19 protein-coding genes are annotated in these 21,768 nt (G+C 39.8%); 15 read left to right on the top strand and 4 right to left on the bottom strand.

The features are described 5' to 3' along the window. Positions 1 to 152 precede the first annotated feature (152 nt). Positions 153 to 2,450 (top strand): RNA polymerase recycling motor HelD, encoded by a 2,298-nt coding sequence (gene helD / locus TY15_RS07560; RefSeq protein ID WP_040209234.1) that lies wholly within the window; start codon positions 153 to 155, stop codon positions 2,448 to 2,450. A gap of 108 nt (positions 2,451 to 2,558) precedes the next feature. On the opposite strand, the gene TY15_RS07555 is transcribed toward helD, so the two are convergent. Further along, the gene (locus TY15_RS07555) at positions 2,559 to 3,782 is read right to left on the bottom strand and encodes an MFS transporter (RefSeq protein WP_040209232.1); all 1,224 of its coding nucleotides are present in this window, start codon (positions 3,780 to 3,782) and stop codon (positions 2,559 to 2,561) included. A gap of 111 nt (positions 3,783 to 3,893) precedes the next feature. Between TY15_RS07555 and TY15_RS07550 the strand changes: the two genes are divergently transcribed. The 14 genes from TY15_RS07550 (at position 3,894) to TY15_RS07485 (ending at position 18,366) form a co-directional block, all read left to right on the top strand. Further along, complete coding sequence (locus tag TY15_RS07550; protein ID WP_040209231.1) at positions 3,894 to 5,687, top strand: ABC transporter substrate-binding protein; 1,794 nt, start codon at positions 3,894 to 3,896, stop codon at positions 5,685 to 5,687. A gap of 157 nt (positions 5,688 to 5,844) precedes the next feature. Then, positions 5,845 to 6,198, top strand: coding sequence for a hypothetical protein (locus TY15_RS07545; protein ID WP_040209230.1), 354 nt, complete (start codon positions 5,845 to 5,847; stop codon positions 6,196 to 6,198). Next, positions 6,164 to 6,619 carry a CPBP family intramembrane glutamic endopeptidase gene (locus tag TY15_RS07540; protein ID WP_040209229.1) on the top strand — a complete coding sequence of 152 codons (456 nt, stop codon included), beginning with the start codon at positions 6,164 to 6,166 and terminating at the stop codon, positions 6,617 to 6,619. The genes TY15_RS07545 and TY15_RS07540 overlap by 35 nt, the downstream gene beginning before the upstream one ends. Beyond that, entirely contained in the window at positions 6,597 to 7,271 is a 675-nt protein-coding gene (locus TY15_RS07535) for a CPBP family intramembrane glutamic endopeptidase (protein ID WP_042374264.1), read from the top strand. Before TY15_RS07540 ends, TY15_RS07535 begins: the two co-directional genes overlap by 23 nt. Before the next feature lie 273 nt (positions 7,272 to 7,544). Next, positions 7,545 to 8,651, top strand: coding sequence for a glycosyl hydrolase family 18 protein (locus tag TY15_RS07530; RefSeq protein WP_040209227.1), 1,107 nt, complete (start codon positions 7,545 to 7,547; stop codon positions 8,649 to 8,651). Between the two features lie 427 nt (positions 8,652 to 9,078). After that, positions 9,079 to 10,245 carry a M24 family metallopeptidase gene (locus tag TY15_RS07525; RefSeq protein ID WP_040209226.1) on the top strand — a complete coding sequence of 389 codons (1,167 nt, stop codon included), beginning with the start codon at positions 9,079 to 9,081 and terminating at the stop codon, positions 10,243 to 10,245. A 24-nt stretch (positions 10,246 to 10,269) separates the two neighbouring features. Then, complete coding sequence (locus TY15_RS07520; protein WP_040209225.1) at positions 10,270 to 11,268, top strand: ABC transporter ATP-binding protein; 999 nt, start codon at positions 10,270 to 10,272, stop codon at positions 11,266 to 11,268. Beyond that, positions 11,261 to 12,250 carry an ABC transporter ATP-binding protein gene (locus TY15_RS07515; RefSeq protein WP_040209223.1) on the top strand — a complete coding sequence of 330 codons (990 nt, stop codon included), beginning with the start codon at positions 11,261 to 11,263 and terminating at the stop codon, positions 12,248 to 12,250. Before TY15_RS07520 ends, TY15_RS07515 begins: the two co-directional genes overlap by 8 nt. Positions 12,251 to 12,281: 31 nt before the next feature. Continuing rightward, entirely contained in the window at positions 12,282 to 13,889 is a 1,608-nt protein-coding gene (locus tag TY15_RS07510) for an ABC transporter substrate-binding protein (protein WP_042374262.1), read from the top strand. 58 nt (positions 13,890 to 13,947) lie between these two features. After that, complete coding sequence (locus TY15_RS07505) at positions 13,948 to 14,952, top strand: ABC transporter permease (protein WP_040209484.1); 1,005 nt, start codon at positions 13,948 to 13,950, stop codon at positions 14,950 to 14,952. A gap of 23 nt (positions 14,953 to 14,975) precedes the next feature. After that, positions 14,976 to 15,872: an ABC transporter permease gene (locus TY15_RS07500; protein ID WP_040209222.1), complete on the top strand. Its 897-nt coding sequence runs from the start codon at positions 14,976 to 14,978 to the stop codon at positions 15,870 to 15,872. Between the two features lie 82 nt (positions 15,873 to 15,954). Next, positions 15,955 to 17,121: an amidohydrolase gene (locus TY15_RS07495; RefSeq protein ID WP_040209482.1), complete on the top strand. Its 1,167-nt coding sequence runs from the start codon at positions 15,955 to 15,957 to the stop codon at positions 17,119 to 17,121. An 82-nt stretch (positions 17,122 to 17,203) separates the two neighbouring features. Then, positions 17,204 to 17,737, top strand: a complete 534-nt coding sequence (locus TY15_RS07490) for a GbsR/MarR family transcriptional regulator (protein WP_040209221.1) — start codon at positions 17,204 to 17,206, stop codon at positions 17,735 to 17,737. 92 nt (positions 17,738 to 17,829) lie between these two features. Then, on the top strand, positions 17,830 to 18,366 hold the full coding sequence (locus TY15_RS07485) for a class I SAM-dependent methyltransferase (RefSeq protein ID WP_040209220.1): 537 nt from the start codon (positions 17,830 to 17,832) through the stop codon (positions 18,364 to 18,366). Positions 18,367 to 18,523: 157 nt separating this feature from the next. Here the strand turns inward: TY15_RS07485 and TY15_RS07480 are convergent, their stop codons facing one another. Genes TY15_RS07480 through TY15_RS07470 form a run of 3 tightly spaced genes read right to left on the bottom strand, consistent with a single transcriptional unit; the run spans position 18,524 to position 21,437 of the window. Further along, positions 18,524 to 18,880 carry a cupin domain-containing protein gene (locus TY15_RS07480; protein ID WP_040209217.1) on the bottom strand — a complete coding sequence of 119 codons (357 nt, stop codon included), beginning with the start codon at positions 18,878 to 18,880 and terminating at the stop codon, positions 18,524 to 18,526. A gap of 23 nt (positions 18,881 to 18,903) precedes the next feature. After that, entirely contained in the window at positions 18,904 to 20,463 is a 1,560-nt protein-coding gene (gene lsrK / locus TY15_RS07475) for an autoinducer-2 kinase (RefSeq protein ID WP_040209215.1), read from the bottom strand. A 53-nt stretch (positions 20,464 to 20,516) separates the two neighbouring features. Then, positions 20,517 to 21,437 (bottom strand): sugar-binding transcriptional regulator, encoded by a 921-nt coding sequence (locus TY15_RS07470; RefSeq protein WP_040209213.1) that lies wholly within the window; start codon positions 21,435 to 21,437, stop codon positions 20,517 to 20,519. Positions 21,438 to 21,768: the final 331 nt, after the last annotated feature.

The following is a 21,768-nucleotide window of genomic DNA, read 5'->3' as shown; positions in this document are numbered from 1 at the left end:
AATGGTAAAATATAACTTCATAATAAAAAACGGCATCTGCAAAAATTTGTAGATGTTTCTTTTTGTTGAGGAGGACCAGGGGGACGGTTCTTGTGGTCCTATTTGAAAAAAAGCCAGAAGAACCGTCCCCCTGGTTCATTGAGAGGTGACTAATGGAAAGTTCAGTTCGTGATCATAAGGATTACCAGACAGAGGTTGAGCATTTAGAGTTTACGAAGGAGTATATTCAAAGTGTGTTGGAAATGTCGAAGGGGAATAAAGAGCAGATTGTCGAGAATTTAAAGGAAGCCTTTGCGGATCTGGATACTTCTGAGAGTAGTTTAAGCTACATGACCCTTCTCACCAATGCGCAGTATTTAGAATTGGCTGAAACAGAATTGGAGAGGTTAGCCAGTGTCATTGGTAAACCGTACTTTTCCAGAATCAATTTTACCAGCAGCGGTGACGCCCATGAAGAAATTTTATATATTGGGAAAGTCTCCTTGTTCGACCGAGTTAATCAAATCCCGATAATCGTGGACTGGCGCTCACCAATTGCCAATGTTTACTACGATGGTCGGCTTGGGAATGTCACGTACGACGCCTATGGGGAAAAACAAAGTGGTTATTTATCTCTTAAGCGACAATATGAAATCGAAGACGGTTTACTGAAAGAGATTCGAGATATCGACTTAACCACACATGATGAATTGTTGCAGAAATCCCTATCAGGAAAAGCAGACAATCGCTTAAACGAAATTGTCGCCACAATCCAAAATGAACAAAATGAAGTGATCCGCGCCTCTCTTAAACATCCCATTATCGTTCAAGGAGCGGCTGGAAGTGGAAAAACAACCATTGCTCTCCACCGAATTTCTTACTTTCTTTACTCATCCGGGTATCGTTTTCCTCCAGAAAAATTAATGATTCTTGCACCGAATCGCTTGTTTATCGACTATATTTCCGCTGTTTTGCCTGATTTAGGGGTAAACAAAATCAAACAAACCACCTATATCGACTTTATGAGAAAGTGTTTAGGCAAGAAAATTAAATTACTATCCCCCAATTCGAAATTAATGGCCTTAATCAAAGGGGAAGAAAAATCAAAATGGATCCAATGGGTCACAAGCTATAAAGGATCTTTGGAATTTAAGGGGGTAATCGATCGCTTTTTGCGGGAAATTGAACAAAGTTTAGCACCTTCAGAGGACTTCATCATTGAAAAAACACGTCTAATGAAGGGGCAAAATATCAAGAGACTTTTTTTAAAAGAATATATATACTTACCGATTTATAAAAGGATAGATAAAATTAAAAACCTATTATCCAATGATGTAAGGATAAAGAAATCGATCATACTGACCAAAATTAATAAAAAATATGATGATGCTCTAGATAAGGCTCTTTATAGCAGCCGCTTGGACTCGGAAAAAAGAAGAAAAATAGTCGTGTCCCTCATGGATACAAAAGAAAAAAGACTGAGTGCCGTCCAACAAGAGTCGAAGATCGCGGTAAAAAAGTATATGGATTCTTTTGTGAAAAGGGATATTTTTACTCTCTATCAAGAACTGATGACGTCACCTGACCTGTTGCAGCAGTATGCACCAACTCTAGCTGAAAATGAATGCAAGCGATTAAGTCAGTATTGTCACAAAATCTTTGCCAAAAAAGCGCTTGAGCTGGAGGATTTAGCTCCGTTATTTTATATGAAGGCAAAGCTAGAAGGAATCGAAGAACCATATAAGATGAAAAGTATTTTCATTGATGAGGCACAAGATTACAGCTATTTTCAATTTGCCGCACTAAAAGAAGGGTTTGAAACCGATTTGTTTACGATCGTGGGTGATTTAGCCCAGGGGATTCATTCCTATCGAGGATTAGACAGCTGGGAACCTTTGGTAACGGAAATTTTCCCGAATGCCAATTATCAAACCCTGCAGAAGAGTTATCGAACAACGGTCGAGATCATGCATGTAGCTAATGATATTCTAACGCTTATGGATAAAGACTTGCCAAAGGTAGAACCCGTCATTCGGCATGGCGACAAACCGCGGTTTACAAAAATTGACCCTGCCAATTTACCAGGGCTTAGACAGGTACTAGAACAGGAAATTCACTTACTCCATGCGGAAGACTTGCACTCGATTGCGATTATTGGCAGAACCGACCAAGAGTGCCAGAGAATATATAGCATGCTAGAAACTAGTCAGCTTCCGATTCAACTATTAGAAGAAAAACAAGACATGAAAAAGGGCAGCGTGGTCATCTTACCTTCCTACCTTTCGAAAGGTTTGGAGTTTGATGCAGTATTCATTCTAGCCTTAGAAGAAGCGTACACGGAAGAAGAGTTGGATATCAAATTGTTGTACGTAGCGATGACGAGACCGATGCATCGATTATTTATGTATGCGAAAGACCAAGCGCAATTACTATTAAATAAAGTGCCATCAGATCATTTTGAAATAAAGTGAAAAAAGGAAGGTGTCAGGCACCAGCTAATTAGAAAACATGGTGCCTGACACCACACAAGTGCGAAGATGATAGATTACAATTTATTCCCGAGTAATATAGGTGATAAATCACTCTGCACGCCACAGCATAGACTTTCGGTAGAATAGAAAAATAATCACGTTAAAAACAAATGCAGCTAGAAAGACGGAGCTGCTTCCCCACCATAGAATCATATAACCGGAAAGAGCCATCGAAATCGGCATGCCGATTCGAAAGATACTACCGGTGATTCCACTAATTCGTCCGATCAGCTCAGTTGGAGTTTGCTCCTGACGAAATGTATAAGCGGTCACACTATAAATGGTAGTGGCGAACCCATTAATGAACAATGCCAAGGTTAAAAGCACCGGGTGAAAAGAAAGGTACATCCCCAAATAGGACAAGGCATTAATGATGGCGGATAGTCCAAATAAGATGCCCAAGCCAAACCGACGTCGAAAGCGGCTGACGAGTAAGCTAGCGGCTAATCCACCAAACCCTTCCACCGATAATAGATAGGCCAGAACAGAGGAAGATAGATGCAAATCGTCTTTAGCAAAGAAAATCACCGTCGTGCTTACCACTGTCATACTAGAATTTAATAGTAAGATAAAGATAGACATTTTCGCTAATGGTTTATTTTTGTAAAAGGCATGCCAGCCATCTTTCAGTTCAGAAAGAAAATGTCTGTTCTGAATGGACCTCTCCCGTTTTTGAAGATGGAGCTGGGTTACTAACAAAAAACTAATCATGTAGACTACCGCCGTGAACAGCAGTCCATTATAATAAGAGAAAAGTAAAATAATTCCTGTTAAGCCGGGACCCATGATTCCGATAAAGGTTTCGATAAAGGAAAACTTGGCATTAGCAGAAGTTAACTGAACAGCAGGGACCGTTAATTTTGTTACACTCACTTGAGCGTTAAAGTAGCCATAATTACAGGTCATTAACAAGAAACCGATGAGATAGAAGAGCAACAATAGGCTAGTATTTTCTGATCGGACAATATAGGACATATAGAATAATAGAATGGTTTGACTGCCAATCATCGATAATACCCACTTTTTCTTATTAGCTCGATCGACTATGACCCCGATGAAGATGCCCAAGAACAAATTAGGCAGAAGCTCTGCCGTTCGCATCGACGCCATCGCTACAGACGAATGAGTCCATTCATAAATAATTAATGGCAGGAGTAATTCGTAGACTTTATTCCCAATTGTTAGAAGAAAAGCAGATCCAAGCAAGAGATAAAAGGATTTATCTAAAGCTGCTTTCGGGATTGCTTTTTCATTTCGTGCGGTTGTCGCCATGAATATCATTCCTTTTCAATGGTTTACCATCATCATAAAGGAAACCATTCTATTTAAAAATTGTAAAAAATTGATGAAAAAATTCTACTTTTAACCTAAGGAGCCCGACAGATGAAAGTAAATGCGGAGGATTATATACGGTTATATCAGGCTTTTGAAGATGTCGAAATGGGTATGCCGAGAGAAGCAACGATGGAGCAAATTGCGGCCATCCTTTTTTGTACACCGCGAAATGCCAAGTACATTTTAACTAGATTAGCTGATGTAAAATGGTTGATCTTTTCCTCGGGAAAAGGAAGGGGACATAAGTCTTCGATTACTTTTTTAATGCTTCCCGAGCAGGTCATACTAAAGGAAGCAGATCAGCTCATGGCAACCGGTGGTATTTCTACCATTTTGGATTTAATTAGTATGTATAAAGGAGACCTGGATGGTAAAAAAATTATTTCTGATTGGTTAAATCGTTATTTTGGCTACCAAAGGGGAATCATTGATTCTTTACGATTCCCTCTTTTTCGTCCCATTAACACACTAGATCCAGTCAATGTGTTTTATGATTTTGATGCGCATATGATTGAACAAATATACAGTACATTACTAACGATTGACCTGGATACGAGTGAGATCAAGCCGCATTTAGCCCATCACTGGGAGTCCAATCAAACAGCAACTAAATGGAGATTCTATCTTCGTAAAGGAATTTTATTTCATCACGGAAGAGAGTTGGAGGCTAAGGATGTTGTATACTCTTTCAAACGGTTAAAGGAATGTGAAGAGCAGCATTCACAACAATGGTTGATGGAAAATGTTGATCAGGTCATTGTGATAGATAAATACATCGTTGAAGTCCATTTAAGTAAACCGAATACATTATTCGCCCAATTTGTTAGCTTCACACCTGCCTCGATTGTGCCGTATGATGTTGAAACCGAACCATTTAGTGGGACAGGTCCATTTAAAGTCGCGAAAAAGACAGAATCTATATGCGTTTTGGAGGCGTTCCCTTCTTATTTTCAAGGACGAGCACACCTAGATAAAATTGAAATTATCATTCTACCCTCCAATATGCAGGCATGGAATGAGGGAATGACTGGCTGGGATAAAATCTTTGTGAGTACGGGTGAGAGGAAGACCCCAAGAGAAGGGGTGGGCTGGGATAAAATCGACTATTTTTATCATGGGAGCAGCATGCTTACCGTCAATTTGCTGGATCAAAACCGTCCACAATCCGATCCATTGTTTCGCAAAGCTTTAAGCCTGCTTATTAATCGCCAAAAACTAATTGAGGAATTAGGAGAGTACCGAATTTATCCTTCAGATGGATTCATGTATAGGAAGAAGGATTTGGGTTCAAGAAATAATCAGGATACCTTGTTAGAGGCAAAAGCTCTTTTATCTCAATGTGCCTATAACGGGGAGCGGTTAGCGCTTTTTACATATGAAAGACATGCACCTGATGCCTATTGGCTCAAAAAAGAGCTAGAGCAGTTCGGTATTTATCTAGATGTGACGATTGTATCTTGGCAGGATATGCTGCTGGAATCGAACCAAAGGCAAGCGGACTTTATTTTATTTGAAGCAACAGCAAGTCAGAATGAAATGTCGCAGCTTGAACTAGTTAAATATCCCTCTAGCTTTATCCGTGCCCATCTAAATGAGGAGGAAAAAATCAGATTGGATCAGACAATCGATCAAATTTTGCAATTGCATTCTCCAACGGAAAGAGCGGCTGCTTTTTTACAAATAGAAGAGGGGTTCAAAGCCAACGACTCGCTCATTTTTCTAGTGCATAAGACTATTAGCAGCTCCTTTCATACGTCCGTGAAAGGCATTCACTTTAACTTGAGAAGCGGGGTCGTCTTTAAAGATATTTGGTTACAATCGGACTCGCTTCTGGAACTGTGATCGGGGCCTTTCTTTTAAAAGTGGCACCGTTTTTGTTCCATCCATAAAAGATGAAAAAAAAGCTTTTTTATTTCTATTTTTTCAGGAAAGTAATCATGTAAGAATAAAAACAGAGGATCATCAAAAAATTCTTACTTGATATGGAGTGAAGCTATAGATGAAAGCTTATTTTCATCAACATCCGCTTTTATTTACGATTTTTGTTTTTTGTAGCAGTAGGCTGGTTGGATTAGTGATCATACAGATTATCCTGATTGTAGTTCCAGGTCTTTCTCTGAAGGAAGACCTAGGCTGGGTTTTACAATTGTTATATATGATCATGGCAGTCCTATTCATTTATGGATTTGGACAACAGAAGGATGCGGGAATCAATTTCCCACCTGATAATAAAGAATGGTTGATATGGATTCCTACTCTTGTCTTTTATCATCTTCAGTTTAGGGGTGGAAGCGCCAGCATCTATCTGGCGATTAGTTATGCTTTTACTTGCCGCTTTTGGGGTAGCAGCTAATGAAGAATTAATTTTTAGAGGACTATTTTTAAAGGCTTTTATACACAAAGGAGTCTTTCCAGCCATTTTTATTCCCGCTCTCCTATTTGGAATGATTCATCTTCCAAATGTGTTTCAGGGGACAGACACCTCTTTTGCCATTTTTCAAACGTGCTGGGCGTTTTTAGGTGGGATTGCCTTAGGAGCCATGCGACTACGGAATCGAAGTATATTACCAGTTATCGTTTTTCATTTTCTCGTAGACAGTATGGAGTATTTAGCGACCGGGGAAATAGGTATTCATATCACTCACTTTAGTTATCCTATATTAATAGGTTTTATCGTTTTAAATGTGTTGTTTGTTATCTATGCCCTCGTTTTGCTTAATAGAACACAAAAAATCAGAAGGGGTGTCCTAAATGGAAGATATCAAACAAACTAAATTAGAATCTACCTTACTTCAACAAAAAAGAGTGAATATGGAAGTATTGCTCATTATGGGATTAATGCTGATCGAGGTCCTGTTCTTCCCAAAATTGAAAGGGATGATGGTTGTTGTCTCGATTATTTATTTCTTAGTTGAACGACGAATACGGAATCGAACAAGAGCGGAAATGGGCTTATCTTTTTCCGCATTCCCTCGCAAGCTAAAGCAGAATTGGAAATGGATTGCAATAGTGGGGGTTATCATGCAATGTTTTTATTTGCTGATGTATGCAAACTTCTTTCCTGATGTGCTGGATCACTTACTAACACGTCTGCCCATTAACATTCACACAGTCAATAGTCAGCTCCTCTTTACGCTCCTAATCTTAGCTTTTGGTGAAGAGATCGTTTTTAGGGGATTGATACAAGCTCGCTTAACGAAACTTATGCCTGCTTGGACTGCGATCCTGATCACGTCCATTTTATTTGCAATCATGCATTTCTCAACAGGATCAGCATTTGTCGTATGGCTGGATTTAACAACTGTATTGATTGACAGCATCCTGTTAGGCATTCTATTTGTCAGAACGAACAACATTTATATAACAGCTCTAGCCCATGGATTGGCAAATTTAGTAGCAACCTATTCCTTATATCTATTTTTCTAATAGCTCAATGTAAAATTATTTTATAAAACAACAAAAAAGTATGCCTCTTTGTTGGATTGTTTAATTGCCAAACCAAACAATCCCTAGAGCGACATACTTTTTTTATGCCCTCATTTACAGATTTAGTAGTCAACACATCTTATCACCATCATAGGAAGAAATCATATGAAGCAATATGATAAAAAACCTTTTTCCTCTAGAAAGTCAATTCGTGAATAAGTTGCAATCTTTTCTATCACCTTAAGTACTATATAAAGTAAAAGAAGGGGTATTATGGCGAAAAATTGTTATGGGTCATTCACCATTATTTTTTTTAGTATGGCATTATTACTCATGTTCTCCAGTATTCCGCTACTAGCAAAAGAGGAATACAATAAGCCTAAAACTCCTCGAGAAGTGTTAGGTTTCTACACAGAACAGGAAGGAACGTATTCAGGGTCTCAACCAACAGTTAACTCACAATTCAACAATTTAAGCATCATTGCACCTTTTTGGTACAAGCTTGATGATAAACGTCCCGGCAGTCTTATCGATTCCGTTACAGCAGATCATAAGCGAAAGGTTATTCAGAGTGCACATAAAAAACATCTGAAGGTATATATGGTGGTACATAATCTCTTATATGAAAAGCTGGAGAAGGGCAAACAGGTAGCGAGTAAGGTACTCGACACCGATAAAAGCCGCACTATTTTTATCCAGAACGTACGAAATGAAATAAATCAGTTTCAATATGATGGAATTAATATTGATATGGAAAATTTGTATTTGGCTGACCGAGATTCTTTTAGTCAGCTGATAAAAGAATTGTCTGTTGTACTGCATCGTGATGGGAAAGTGGTGTCGGTATCAGTCCCGGCAAACACAGGTGATTCTCGTGCTAATCCCTGGTCGCCGTGGTTTGATTACGAAAAGCTTGGTCAATTTTCAGATAGGTTAATGATTATGACATACGATGAACACAACCCAAGAACAGCACCCGGGCCAACAGCATCAGTCAATTGGACAGAAGCAACGATTCGTTATGCTTTGAAACATGGAGTACCACCATCAAAAATTTTACTCGGTATCGCTGGTTATGGATGGGACTGGGATACAACAACAGACAAAGCCTTGTATAGCTCTTATTCACTGTTAATGGATCGGAAAACAAAGTATAATGCTAAAGTTTTATGGGACTCACGTTCGCAAACACCTCATTTCAGCTACGTAGATGAAAAACATCATAGCCATCAGGCTTGGTTTGAGAATAGCTATAGCCTAAGGTTTAAGCTTGACCTTGTAGAAAAATATAACTTACGGGGAATCGGGATTTGGCGGCTCGGTTTAGAAGACCCGATGTACTGGAAGACGATACCCGAGAAAATAAAAGTACACAAGTGATGGAAGAGTACTCCCATTCCTGAACTTTTCCTAAGATCTGCTTTTTAGTATAAAACTATATTTAGGTCTTTAAATGGAATTCTTCAAAAAAGGGGTGAGAGCGATCAATGTAAGATTAGAGTGTTGTTTCTTTATTCAAATGAACTTTAGAGCCATGAGAACCGTCCCCATGGCTCAGAAACTCTGTAAGATAATCTACCAAAGTAATTGCAAAAGTGGTTTGTGGTAAGTATTATGATGGATAAATAGGTAAGTGATTTGATTTTATAAAATTTTAAAAATATTAAATGTTTTAAATTTTATAAATATTTGCTACAATAAATAAAGAGATAACATTGGTTGTTGCTATTTTCTTTTGTCTAAACGTTTAGTAAATTTTAAACGTATTAAACAAATTAAAAGAACCTATCAAGGAGGAGGGATGGTTATGGTTTTTGAAAAGGAAGAATTTAGTAAGCGGTTACATAATACAAAATTAGCGATGCAAAAAAGAGAGATTGATATTTTGATCACAACGAATCCAGCAAACATGAATTATCTTTCAGGTTATGATGGCTATTCATTTTATGTGATCCAGGGAGTAGTGGTCCTGCTTGATGAACCAGAACCGATTTGGATTGGCCGGAACATGGATGTTCCTGGAGCTGCTTTTTCCACGTGGCTCAGGACGGAAAATATCATCGGATATGGGGATGATTACGTTCAATCGAACACGAAACACCCGATGCACTTTTTTGCTGATGTATTAAAGGAAAAGGGGGTTACCAATCAAAGAATCGGTCTTGAATGGGGCCAGGATTCGCTTAGTGTGACATCATTCATGGAATTACAAAAAAAGCTCCCTGATTGTCCATTTATAGATGCTTCATTTTTAGTCAATCACGTGAGAATGATTAAGTCAGAAACAGAAATCACTTATATGAAGCAAGCAGGAGAAATTACTGTTCATGCGATGAACACGGCTTTTGATTCGATCCAAGAGGGTGTAAAAGAATCAGATGTCGCTGCTCGAATGTATCAGTCCCTCATAAAAGGTACTGAAGCTCAGCCTGGAGATTATCCAGCCATTATCCCACTTATGTCCTCTGGTGAAAAAATTTCGGCACCACATTTGTCTTGGACAAATCGTCCATATAAGAAAGCAGATATTGTGACTCTTGAACTATCTGGTTGTGTGAATCGTTACCATGCACCATTAGCGCGGACCGTTTACTTAGGTACCCCTCCTCAAACATACATTGACACCGTGAATATTGTTCTAGAAGGTTTGGATGAAATGCTTCATGTGATAAAGGCAGGAATTACCTGTGATGAGGTGGCCAGGAGCTGGAACAAGGTATTATCAAAATCTACGATCATGAAAGATTCGCGAGTAGGTTACCCAATTGGGGTCGGTTATCCCCCGGATTGGGGTGAACAGACGATTAGTATCCGTCCCGGTGATACGAGTATCTTACAAAAAAACATGACCTTTCATATTTTACCCGCCCTATTCCAGGCTGACACAGGTTTTGTCGTCAGTGAATCAATCAGAGTAACAGACGATGGATGTGAACGACTTACGCACTTACCCCCAAATTTACTTGAGAAATAAGAAGAACATTCAGAGGTGAAACTTTTGAGGAGTAAACCTGTATTGGAAGTAAAAAATCTCACAACATCTTTTTTTACGGATGACGGCATCATCCCTGCTGTCGATCATGTCAGTTTTCATATTAATAAAGGGGAAATTCTCGGTGTGGTCGGTGAATCTGGGTGTGGCAAAAGCGTTACCTCGTTATCGATCATGGGTTTGGTCCCGAATCCGCCCGGAAAGATTATCAGTGGGGAAATTTTATTAAATGGCGAGGACCTGACGAAACTACCTGAAAAAAGAATGCGGCAGATTCGGGGTAATGACGTGGCGATGATTTTCCAAGAGCCGATGACATCACTGAATCCGGTTTATACGATCGGCAATCAACTTGTTGAAGCGATTCGACTTCATCAAAAAATGGATAAGAAACAGGCAAGAAATAGGGCAATTGAGATCATGAAGCATGTTGGCCTGCCGAGAGCAGAGGAATTAATTGATGACTATCCTCACCAGCTGTCCGGCGGCATGCGGCAACGCGTAATGATTGCGATGGCCATGGTGTGTGAGCCGAAATTATTGATTGCGGATGAACCAACCACGGCATTAGATGTTACCATACAGGCGCAAATATTAAGGCTTATGAAGAAATTGAATGAAAACGATCAGACAGCCATCATGCTCATTACCCATGATTTGGGAGTCGTCGCCGAAGTCTGCGAAAGAGTGGTTGTCATGTATGCGGGTAAAATTGTCGAGGAGGGGGATGTTGAATCGATTTATGAGCACCCAAAACATCCTTACACTATCGGGTTAATTAAATCAGTTCCCGATGTCCATATGAAAATCGACAAACTCTATTCCATCCCGGGTAATGTTCCAAAGCCAGGATCGATTAAACAAGGATGTGCTTTTGCAGCACGCTGTGAATTTGCGACGAATCGCTGTTTCACAGAAACCCCTCCATTACTTGATATGGGGCATGGCAAGAGTGTTCGCTGCTTTTTACATGAAACAGTAGAGGATGTGAGCTACAGTGTCTGATACTTTACTAGAAGTGAAGAATCTGAGGAAGCATTTTCCGATCAAGGGAGGAATCATCGGGAAACAGGTAGGAGCCGTAAAAGCCGTCGATGGTGTTTCTTTTCTTATAAAAAAAGGGGAAACATTGGGATTAGTAGGGGAAAGCGGCTGTGGAAAATCCACTACTGGCCGGCTGTTAATGAGATTGCTAGAACCGACAGAAGGTCAAATCTATTTTGAAGATCAGGAGATTACAAACCTCTCAAGGAAAGAGATGAAAAGTCTTCGCAGAGAAATGCAGATGATCTTTCAAGATCCGTTTGCTTCGTTAAACCCTAGGCATACGGTTGAAAGAATCTTATCTGAGCCTTTAATTGTTCAAGGAATGGGCAGGGCTGAAGACCGCAAACAGAAGGTTAGAGAAATGCTTGAAGTGGTCGGTCTCAGCAGCTATCACGCAAAGCGGTATCCTCATCAATTCAGCGGTGGACAAAGGCAGCGGATTGGCATTGCCAGAGCGTTAATGACGAGGCCCAAATTGATCGTAGCAGATGAACCCGTTTCTGCCTTAGATGTTTCGATCCAATCCCAGGTGTTAAATCTACTACAGGAATTGCAGAAAGAATTTGATTTGACGTACCTGTTTATTGCCCATGACCTAGGGGTTGTCAGGCATATTAGTGATCGGGTTGGCGTGATGTATTTAGGGCATTTAGTCGAATTGACCGAGAGCGAACGCCTTTATGAACAGCCGCTCCATCCCTATACAAAAGCGCTTCTTTCAGCCGTTCCGATTGCGGACCCAAAAGCAGCAAGAAATGAACAAGAGATCTTAACCGGAGATATTCCGAGTCCGTCTAATCCTCCTAAAGGGTGTCCTTTTCATACGAGGTGTCCGAAAGCCATGGATATTTGTCAGTCACAGAGTCCTGATTTTCAGGAAGTGGAACCAGCTCATTATGTTGCATGTCATCTTTATCATGATGGGAAACTGCATGTATAAATTATAAAAGATGGAGAGAGGAATTGATCAAATGAAAACGAATCGGTTACTTTTTATGCTTCTGGGTGCTTTTTTACTATCGATGGCATTAGTGGGATGCTCAAAATCAGGACAAGATGATCAAGTGGATTCAACCGCAAAGGCAGGGAAAAAATCTTTTGTCTTTGCCCGGGGCGGCGATTCGGTTTCTTTGGATCCATCAGAAGTAACTGACAGTGAATCTGAAAATGTTTCCCAAAGTATTTTAGAAACATTAGTGACATTTGATGAAGGAAAAACGACGATTGCACCACTACTCGCAACAGAATGGGAAGAAGCGGATAATGGCTTGACTTATACCTTTAAACTTCGTGAGGGTGTTAAATTTCAAGATGGGACTGATTTCAATGCAGAAGCAGTCGTCTATAATTTTGAGCGTTGGATGAATGGAAAGGATGCTGCGAAATTCCCTGTGTATGCTTCCGCTTTTCGGGGATTTAAGGGGGATGAGACACATAATCTTCAAGCTGTAGAAGCTGTTGACGCCAATACGGTGAAGTTTACTTTAAAGCATGTGATGCCGACATTCCTTAAAACTCTCGCCTTAACGCCATTCTCGATTTCAAGTCCAGCAGCAATAGACAAATATGGTGAGGATTATAGCGGCCATCCTGTTGGTACCGGACCATTTGCGTTTGAAGAGTGGAAAAGAAATGATCGAATTGTCTTAAATAAAAACAAAGAATACTGGTTAGAAGGTTATCCAAAGTTGGATCAAGTTATTTTCCGGACGATTGGTGACAATACGGCACGTTTAAATGCTTTAATGAGCGGAGAAATTGACATGATGGATGGCGTCGACCCTGGAAACATTCAACAAATAGAAGCGGATAAAAACTTACAAATTTTATCGAGACCTTCTCTTAATATCGGCTATTTAGGTTTAACCGTTACGAGAAAGCCCTTCGATAATAAGCTCGTTCGCCAAGCATTAAATTATGCGATTGATAAAGACGAAATGATTAAGGCATTTTTCGGAGGTCAAGCGGTTGCGGCGAAAAACCCGATTCCACCGGCGGTTGAAGGATACAATGATGATGTCGATGCGTATCCATATGATGTGAAAAAGGCGAAAGAACTGCTAGCTGAGGCAGGCTACCCAAATGGTTTCAGTATGGAATTATGGGCGATGCCCGTTTCACGTCCGTATATGCCTGATGCTAATAAAGTATCCGTCTTCCTTCAGTCAAGCTTTGCGAAGATTGGCGTCAAGGCAAAAATTGTGACCTATGAATGGGCGACCTATTTAGAAAAAACGAAAGCAGGGGAAGCAGATTCATTCCTGCTAGGATGGACAGGTGCGAATGGAGATGCTGACGACTTCATTTATTCATTATGGCATAAGGACAATATCGGAAGTCTAAACTCGACGCAATATTCAAATGACGAGGTAAACGAGCTGTTAACGGAAGCAAGATCTGTTACGGATGAAGGAAAACGGAACGAACTATATCAGCAGGTCCAAGAAATCATGCATGATGATGCACCGATTATTCCGTTAGTTCATACCACACCTGTTTTAGCAGCAAGAGGGGATCTTATCGGATTTGATCCACATCCAACAGGAAGAGTGATCACAACGAAAATTGATTTTAAATAATGGAGGAGGGAGGGGGCAGCCCCTCCTAACTCTCCAAATAAGTTAAGAGGTGATTACCATTCTTTCATATACAATACGGCGCCTGTTAATGGTCATTCCTGTCTTGATAGGGATGACACTGATCGTTTTTTTTATCTTACGGCTCATACCAGGTAATCCAGCACAATTAATTTTAGGACAACGAGCCACGAAAGAATCGCTTGAAGCCTTGACAAGCCAATTAGGGTTGGATCAGCCGTGGTATATTCAATATTTTTCTTATATGAAGGGCCTGTTTACTGGTGATATCGGTACATCGATACGAACGGGGGCACCTATCAGCCAAGAGATATGGCCGTTTTTCATCGCTACCATCGAATTATCTGTAGTAGCCCTGCTCATCGCCATCGTGATTGGCATGAATGCCGGTGTGATTAGTGCTTGGTTTCAAAACTCCTGGTTTGATTATACTGCCATGGTCATTGCGCTAGTGGGGATATCGATGCCGATCTTTTGGTTGGGATTAATGGATCAATGGTTTTTTTCGATTGACTTAGGCTGGCTGCCGTCAACAGGAAGAGAAAATGTTCGAGACCCGGTTACGCCGATAACGAATTTTTATTTAATCGATACTTTGATACAAGGGGATTTTAGTCAATTGAATGTCGTCGTAAAACACTTGATATTACCAGCGTGTGCACTTGGAACCATCTCGATGGCGATCATTGCTAGGATTACGAGATCCAGCATGCTTGAGGTAATGCGCTCAGACTATATTCGTACAGCCCAAGCGAAAGGCATGCGCATGTTCTGGGTGGTCTACAAACATGGGCTAAAAAATGCCTTAATTCCCGTCCTTACGGTGATCGGGATGCAGATGGGAATTTTGTTAGGCGGTGCCGTGTTAACAGAGACGATATTTGGCTGGCCTGGAATCGGACGATATATTTATGAGGCGATTAATTTTAGAGATTACCCCGTGATTCAAACTGGTATTTTAATCGTCGCTGCTTTCTTTGTATTGATTAATTTAGTCGTGGACCTGTTGTATGCTGCGATTGATCCAAGAATTAAATATCATTAACTTTTAGAATGGCAGGGATGCTCATGCAAGAGATACTAAATACTCAACAATTTCAGCAAGTAAAAGAGGTGCAGGAGGTTCATTCCCCGTGGCTTGATTTATGGCGTCGGTTTAGAAAGAATAAGCTAGCGGTGGTGGGTCTAGGGATTATCTCGTTTTTTGTGATTGTCGCGATCATCGCTCCACTCCTTGCCCCAGAAGGAATCAATGAACAAAAGCTAGCCGATCGATTGCAATCTCCGTCAGCAGACCATTGGTTAGGGACGGATGATTTTGGAAGAGACATATTATCGAGAATACTATATGGGACGAGAATTTCCTTATGGATCGGGACGTTTTCAGTTCTTGGCTCCATTATAGTAGGAAGTATTTTAGGGATCGTGGCTGGTTATTATGGACGTTGGGTGGATACGATTATTTCTCGGCTATTTGATATCTTGCTTGCTTTTCCAAGCATATTGCTGGCGATTGCGATCGTCACGATTCTTGGTCCCTCCTTATCCAATGCGTTAATTGCCATCGCCATTATCAATATCCCAAGCTTTGGCAGACTGATCCGTTCGAAGGTATTAAGTGTGAAGCAAGAAGAATATATTATGGCGGCAAAAAGTATTGGAATGGGGGATTTTCGAATTCTATTCCATCATGTCTTACCAAATAGTATGGCACCGGTCATCGTTCAAGGCACACTGGCGATTGCAACATCGATTTTAGAAGCAGCGGCGCTGGGCTTCCTCGGATTAGGAGCAGAAGCACCTAATCCGGAGTGGGGGAAAATGTTATCTGATTCCAGGCAATTTATTACCCAGGCCCCTTGGACGATGGTATCTCCGGGTATCGCGATTATGCTGGTGGTAATTGGTTTTAACCTTTTGGGAGATGGACTGCGGGACGCCTTGGACCCAAGAATGAAACACTAGAAAAATAGAAATCTATAAATACGAGCAGGTTGGTTGATTATAGAAGGGAGTTTTTACTTTGTTAAAAAATGAAGTGGTTACGTTGCAGCAGAAGGCATTTGATGAGTTGGAAAGTATTTATTCTGAGCTGGTCGATATTCGAAGAGACTTACACATGAATCCAGAATTATCGTTTCAAGAAAAAAGAACCCCTGCGTTCATTGCTAACTACTTAAAGGATTTAGGGTTAGAGGTGCGCACGGGCGTGGGCGGCAATGGAGTGGTTGGTTATTTAAGGGGTGGTAAGCCTGGAAAGACGATTGCCCTACGAGCCGATTTTGATGCCCTGCCGATTGAGGATGAAAAAGATGTACCCTATAAATCAAAAGTACCGGGTGTGATGCATGCATGCGGACATGATATTCATACTGCCGCCTTGCTCGGTGTCGCCAAAACATTGAGTAAAGTAAAGGATGAAATCAAAGGAACGGTCGTTTTCCTTCATCAGCATGCCGAAGAATTAAGTCCTGGCGGGGCCGTTGGCATGATTGCAGATGGATGTTTAGACGGTGTTGACGAAGTATATGGTGCCCATGTTGAAGTGAATTTCCCGATCGGTACGGTTGCCGTAAATGACGGTTATGTCCATGCGGCATCGGATGCCTATGATATTACCATTTATGGGAAGGGCGGGCACGGGGCAGAACCGCATCGCTGTATTGATCCAGTCGTGATCGGCAGTCATCTCGTAATCGATTTACAAAACATTGTCAGCAGACAAATTGATCCGCTTCACCCGGCAGTAGTGACAGTTGGGGCCTTCCATAGCGGCAATGCCCATAATGTCATTCCGGATAAAGCCTATTTAAAAGGTACCGTGAGAACGTATGATAAAGAGGTAAGACTTCAAGTGGAGAAGGCGCTTAACTGGATGGCGGAACATACAGGCGAAAAGCATGGGGCAAAAATTGAGGTGAAATACACCAAAGGGTATATTGCTTTGTATAATCATCCGAAAGAAACAGACTATATCAAACAGCTGTCCACTGAAATTTTTGGCGAAAAAAATGTCGTGGTAAAGCCGGCGGATATGGGAGGCGAAGATTTTGCTTATTACGTCGACGCTGTTCCTGGAACCTTCTTCTGGGTGGGTGGAGGAAATCCTGACTTAAATGCAGTCTATCCCCATCATCATCCGAAATTTGATGTAGATGAAAAGTCGATGGTGAATATCGGAAAAGTGTTTATTTCTGCCATTTTGAATAACTAATCCTATATTTATTGACAAATTTAGTATAAATTAATAGATAGGAGTACCACGTTGAAATTTTGATAAAGATGGTGAAAATGGATTGAATGAAAACTTCAAGAGGGTGAGAGATCAAATCATTGATTTTAACTCTGATCATCAAACATTATTCTCCATGCCTAATACCCTTAAACGTTTAATGTCGGTGATGTATTATTATGAAAAACCGATGACCTTAGATGATATGACAGAACTGTTGGGCATGAGTAAAGCAAGTATGAGTATTGCTGTTAGAGAACTGGACGAAATGGGATTAGTGAAAAAGATTTGGAAAAAAGGAGAACGAAAGGATATTTACCAGGTGGAAGAAGATAACTATGATAGTTTTATCAAATTCTTTTGCTATCACTGGCGAAAATCAGTCGTTCCGCAAACCAATGAATTGAAAAAATTTATTTCCGAATTACAAGAGATAAGGGATAAGGACGATCTTGATGTGGAATCAAAGGAGTTACTTGAAAAAGACTTAAAAAAGCTCTATTCAGGCATAGAATATCTGGATTGGCTAAACCGACTCATCCAATCATTTGAATCACACGAGATCTTCGACTTTATCCCAAAAATGAGCATGGAATGAACCAGGGGTGAGCCAGGGGGACGGTTCTAGTGGATCTACTACATTAGTAAGCCACAAGAACCGTCCCCCTGGTTACTGTGAGGTGTAAAGGAATGAACATAAAATTAAAATGGAACACAAAACATCGGGAACGGATGAAACAAATGTCAGATCCCACCCCGAATCCGAGATTAATGAAGCTATCGGATTATCTATCTGGGGGTAGGGCTCTTGACCTAGCATGCGGTCTTGGTGGGAACAGTTTGTTTCTAGCGCAAAAGAATTATCGTGTACAAGCAATGGATCTTTCAGATGTTGCGATTGCGTTTATTCAGGATCAAGCAGAAAAAAAGGGCCTCTCACTTGATGCTCAGGTGGCTGATCTAACTGGATTGAATCCATTCAACTGGCAAAACCAATCCTTTGACATCATTGTGATGACCTATTACCTTGATCGAAACCTATTTCCTCTTATAAAAGATATTCTTAAAAAAGATGGGTACTTATTTATGGAGACTTATTATCAGTCGCCAAGTCAGGAGGGCCAAGGTGTATCCAATCAGTATAAACTGAAGCCTAAAGAGTTGTTAAATGAATTTGGGGCTTGGAAGGTACTGTTTTATGAAGAAAATGAACACGAGGGGCGCTAAACAATCTTTTGCCAAAAGTAACCGCATTAAAGCAAATCGCTGTAAATGGACAGCGAATTAATAAGACGAACAGTTCTAATCACTGTTCGCCAGTACGTTTTATTGCTTCATTATAAAATAAGCTTTTTGACAACCATGGTATCCGTGGTTTCTTGTTTTAATTTCCGTATGGCTTGTAATCAACTTCAACCTTATCTTTTTCTTGATAAGGCGCTAACATAAAAGCTGCTTTAAAGACAGTATCTCCCTTGTTGATTAAATAGTGGACTTTATGGGGTTCAACATGAACAAAGTCTCCTTGTTTACATTGGAAAATTTCCTCGTCTATATGAATTTCTAGCTCTCCCTCTAAGATAAAGAAGTTTTCCTCCATAACGTTATGATAGTGTGCTGTAAAATCCTGTCCTGGTTGTAGCACAACGACACCGAAATTCATTCTCGGCCCTTTCATAAGGTACTTTGGCCCACTATTACCAAATCGGTATTCTCGCTCATTCTCGTTAATAACAGTCATTTTGTTTCACTCCTTTAGATGTATTATAGTCCTGGGGCAATCCACATATGGTTTGTGTATCCTTGATCTGCTAGATCTAGTTGTACCTTGTACACAGCTTCCCACTTTTTATATAATTCTTCATAAATGAAGCGGTTCGCTTCGTTAGGTTCAAAGGTTTTTTCAAATTTTACCACTTGATCGATAGCTTCATTAAAACTTCGATAAACACCTGCTCCTACGCCTGCACAAATTGCCGCACCAAGAGCGGTCGCTTCCTTTACAACGGGAATTTTTACTTTCTTATTAAGAACATCTGCAACAATTTGGCCCCATAAGTCACTTTTTGATGCACCTCCACCAAAAATAATAGTTTCTGGTGATTTGTTTGTTGATTTGGAAACGGTTTCGATATTCCCTCTTGTGACAAAAGCCGCATTTTCCATTATGGCTCTATAAAAGGTTGCTTTATTAAACGAACTATCAAATTTAAAATCTACGAAACTTGGCGCCGCATGTTTCCATGAAAAGTAATTCATTTTATCGGAAAAAGTGCAGATCATTCTATTACATCCAGCGGGTACACTTTGAGCTCTTTTCTCCATTTGGGCATAAATACTTTCGCCACTTTCCTTTTGCAGGAAGGCTTCAAGCTCACAAAACGTATCTCTGAACCATCGCATGATTAATCCTGGAAAGAAGGCGATGGCTTCATATTGCCATGTATTTGGAATCGCGTGGCAATTAACTCTTACTTTACAGTTATCATTGATTTCGACCTGATTGGTTGTATACTCGTATTGCCAGAAACTCCCACCTAAAACTGCTGCATCTCCTTCATTGATGACCCCCATGCCGATGCATCCTAATTGGGCATCGCCGCCCCCCGCAACAACTAAAGTTTGAGTGCTTAATCCGGTGAGTACCGAAAAGTCCTCGGTAACATGGCCAATAATGGATCCGCTTTCATTTACAATTGGAAAAATATCATTCTTAATATTTACCATTTCTGAAATATTTGGATCCCAAACTCTATTTTTTAGATTGAAAAGACCAGTCGTACAACCATTAGAAGGCTCTACAGAAATCACATCGGTCAAGCGATATGTAATCCAGTCGTTCAGCATCGTAACATATTTGATTTTGTTGTATGTTTCAGGGATATTATTTTTTACCCAAAGGATTCTAGGAATAGCACTTAATGAAAAGGTCTGTCCAGAAACATGATGAATCTCTGATTCGATTGTGTCACTTATTTTATATAAGTTAGCGACTTCATCATTGGATCTTGAATCAACGTTAGCACAGGCCCATAGTTCCATGCCGTTTTCATCGTATAAGACAATGGCTTCACGCATGCTTGTTGTGGAAATGGAGACAATTTTTTCTGGATTAACCTTACTCTTTGCCAAGCTTTCCTTAATTAGATGGATAATTAGTTCAATATTTTTGTTGATATCAAAATCCATCGAACCTGGATACCTTTTATCCTCTAGATGGGTCCATTCTGATTGTGTAACACAGTATTCATTTCCGAATATGTCGAATAAAATGACTCTGACACTGCCAGTTCCGGCATCAATCGCCATTAAGTACTTTTCCATGTGACTTCATCTTCCTTTCTAAAATTTAATAGAGATGAATAATCAGAAACCCTTCATTCAAGAAGAGCTTTGGCTAAGACTTCATCTGTAATTAATACATTTATATAGCCCCCTTTTAATGCCCCGATAATGGCTTCTCTTTTTTCGAGGCCACCAGCCACGGCAACAACATGGTTCAGTGATTTTAATAGATTGATATCAGTACTAATTAGTTGTTTGTGCAATTTAAGATCTAAAACATTGCCATTAATATCATAAAATTGGCTTAATAAATCTCCCACAGCCCCCATTGATTTATAGATTTCCATTTCATTGGTGTTCAAATATCCTTCCTTGACAATGGTGGCCCGTTCATTTACCGCTCCAATGCCAATGATCGTGATCGTAGAGTAAGGGATCATTTCAAAGATTTTTTTGATTGGTTTTTCATGAATTAACTGTTCAGCAAGCTGTTTTGAGGATACCAATAATGGGGCAGGCATAATGTAATGGTTGTAATTAGGATTTGTGTAATAATCGGATGATGATTCTACTGCTGTCGGAATGTAAAATCTTACTCCGCCAGATAAAGAAACAAAAGTGACTTTATACTTTGTCGAAATATTTAAGTGTCCCAAGGTTCTTGAAACGGCTTGCCCATAACCTACATTAATCATGGTATCGCTGGTAATTCTGTCTTCTATATATTGGGCAGCGGCTTTTGTAAGACTATCAATCGAATGATTGTTAGAGGCTGGAACGATATAAATATCCTGCAATTTATATTGCTTCTTTATTTTATTTTGCAGATCCATGTTAACAAATTTATCTAGATTGATTTTAAATTGTATAATGTTGTTTGCTTTAGCTATATCTAGGTATTTAATCACTTTCATTCTTGATAGTGTTAAAGACTCTGCTATTTCATTTTGTGTCATTCCTTCAATGTAATATTTCCATGCGATTTTAATGATAAGGCTATTTTCATATGTCATGGTCATCACTCCTTTTAGTTTATTTTTAAAACAAAAATTTTATGTTAAAACAATTGTGTTACATTTGATTTTCGGTAAAACAAAAGTAACAGCAAAACTCCGCTCTGTTGAATTTTCATAACCTTTATCTATTGTAATAAGGATGTAATGAAAATTATGCATAGTTCATATAATCTACGAGGGATTACTATGAAGGTATATAGGGTTATTTATAAACTTGAAAAATCTAAAATATAGAAAATAATAAAATGTTTGTTTGTTAATAAAATGTATGAATCAGTAATAGAATGATAAAAAAGTAAGCGATTACATGAATAGTGCTAAGGTAGGT

It is taken from the genome of Neobacillus jeddahensis (assembly GCF_000612625.1).
GTDB lineage: Bacteria > Bacillota > Bacilli > Bacillales > Cytobacillaceae > Neobacillus > Neobacillus jeddahensis.
This window is presented reverse-complemented; position numbering and strand designations above follow the sequence as displayed.